This window comes from Rhodococcus sp. NPDC059968 (genome assembly GCF_042738615.1).
Taxonomy (GTDB): Bacteria; Actinomycetota; Actinomycetes; order Mycobacteriales; family Mycobacteriaceae; genus Rhodococcus_F.
The window spans coordinates 1-2,458 of sequence record NZ_JBHWUE010000244.1; the positions used below are offsets into that span (position 1 = coordinate 1).

Genomic DNA, 2,458 nt, shown 5'->3' on the forward strand with positions numbered 1-2,458 from the left:
GCCGAGGATGTCCGTGGCCCAGGGGCCCGACATCATCGAGCACAGGTCGACGATCTTGATTCCGGTCATGGGGCCGCTCATGAAGGGCACCTTTCACCTGGTAGAAGGCAGTTTTGCGAAGTGTCGATCGACACAAACTGGGGCTTGTTGTGATGTGCTTCACTCCATAGTATTGAGATATCTCTTGCTAGTCAATTGTTTCGACGTGAAATGTTCTTCAGCTATAGTATCGACGACGAAAGGACCTGGTGACATGACCAGTTCTCGCCCTACACTGACGATCCAGAGGGCACACGCGGTCGCCCGCGAGGCATTCGAACCCGGTGGCGCCGACCTCGTCGGCGTCGAGATCGAATGGCCAGTGCACAAGCGAGGCAGCCTCTCACGCCCCGAATCCGCCGCCTTCCTGCCCATCATGAACCGCCCTCTGCCGAACAGCAGCCGCATCACGATCGAGCCGGGCGGGCAGGTCGAACTGTCTGGTCCGCCGCTCGAATCGGGGCCGGCCACGCTACGCGCAATCAACGAAGACGCCGTAATTCTCCACCATCGGCTACGAGCACACGGGCTGATTCCGACCGACCTCGCAGTGGACGACCGGCGTCCCCCGCAGCGGATCCTCGACCTTCCCCGGTATCGGGCGATGGAGAGCTTCTACGCGCACCGCGGCCGGGAAGGTACATGGATGATGACGAACACCGCATCGGTGCAGATCAACATCAGCCACCATCCCGACGGCCGGAACCTGCGCTGGGTACTGGCGAACAAGATCGGCCCGGTCCTCGTCGCGGCCTTCGCGAATTCTCCCGGGATCGGCCCCGATGGGCAGCGCTGGCAATCGGTACGGCAAGCGATCTGGAATGGGATCGACCCCGGGCGAACGGCACCGGTCCCGGTGAGTGATCAACCCGGAACGGATTGGGCGCAATATGCTCTCGCGGCAGATGTGTTCTTCATTCGCAGTGGCGATCTGGGCACGAGCGTTCCGCCGGGATTGACCTTTGCCGACTGGATGACAATGGGGCACCCGGCAGGCTGGCCGACCGAGGACGATCTGCGCTACCACCTGACGACACTGTTTCCGCCGATCCGGCCTCGCGGCTGGCTAGAGTTCCGGATGATCGATGCGTTGGAGCCGGATTGCCGCTCCGCCGCGGTCCTCGTCGCCTCGACCGCAATGGAAGAACGAGTTGCCGCGGAACTGGTCGACCTGCTCCCGGATACGCAGGACCTCTGGGTGACGGCCGCGCGTGACGGACTCAACGACCCGGTACTCCGGGACGCCGCAAAGCTCCTGCTCGGCGTGGTCGAGCTGCACCTACGCCGGCACCCGACCCATTCGTCCGCCGCGGGAACGGTTGCGACCTATATCGATCGCTACACCAAGCACGGACTGGCCCCCGCACATGTGCACGGGGACATCGAAATCGACGCGTTCCCACGGCTCGACGCTGCGGTCGTGGCGGCACCGTGACCGATGCCTGCTGACTCGCCCGGCCAGTGCAGCTCGGACACCATTGAGACCCCGTCCGGACTCCCACACTCGTCGACTGGATCGCAGAGAACAAACCTGATCGCGTGCTGCGGACTGGATCCGGTGGAGGCGACCCGCATCGGGGTACACGGCTTTCGACGAGAATCGACTTGGAAGGGACGTACGACATATCGCGGGTACTCGAGCTTCTCTATGCGAACCCGCGGTATACGCTGCGTGACACCGACGCATTGCAACGGTGGATGCAGGACCTCTCCTGAAGGATCCGCATTTCACTCGCATTTCACGATCCCGCGTGAGATCGAGCGACTCGAATGCCGGATCGCCCCGACTCGCACCGGGGGTATCTACTACACCGGCCCGGACGAAGAACTGACTCGTCCGGGGCGCATGTGGTGGTCGGTACGTGCCGGAGTCGCCGCTTTCACACCTGGCACGAAACGTCCCGCGTGTTCCACGTAGGCGTCCCAGGCCATCACCTGCAGGTCGGCACCGCCATGGCGCGAGGGCACAAGCTCAATCGATGGCGCCGCCTGGCGACCTTCGCCTCCGGGCACGGGAGGGGTGGGCTCTGCGAACTGCCTGCCCCGAGTTGTCTGGGCGGAGGCATCTGGGATCCTGGCAAGGCGTGGCAGTTTCTGGCCGAGCATTGCGTACTGGACGAGATCAGTCGGCGACACGAACACGATCGGTACCTGGGATGGGCCGGCCAAGCTCCGTCATACGCCGTGGGTCTGCGACTATGGCAGCAACTGCGCGACGACTATCTCCGACGCAACCCTGAATCGGATATGCGGCACTTTCATGACCGAGCTGTGGCCGTCGGCAGCGTCGGGAGGGACGTGCCGCGCCAAACCGTGCTCGGCTTAGCCTGGATGCGCCGATCCAATAGCAGTCGAGCGCGGGTCGTAGACGCGAAATGCCCTGCCGTAGTGAAAGAATGAGATTTCTTGAGGATCGCAT

At 63.3% G+C, this 2,458-nt stretch carries 2 protein-coding genes; both read left to right on the top strand.

What is annotated here, in order from left to right:
- Nucleotides 1-253: 253 nt before the first annotated feature.
- On the top strand, nucleotides 254-1,474 hold the full coding sequence (locus ACFWAY_RS53500) for a glutamate-cysteine ligase family protein (protein ID WP_378458935.1): 1,221 nt from the start codon (nucleotides 254-256) through the stop codon (nucleotides 1,472-1,474).
- Nucleotides 1,475-1,809: 335 nt separating this feature from the next.
- The gene (locus tag ACFWAY_RS53505; protein WP_378516506.1) at nucleotides 1,810-2,439 is read left to right on the top strand and encodes a DUF885 family protein; all 630 of its coding nucleotides are present in this window, start codon (nucleotides 1,810-1,812) and stop codon (nucleotides 2,437-2,439) included.
- Nucleotides 2,440-2,458 lie beyond the last annotated feature (19 nt).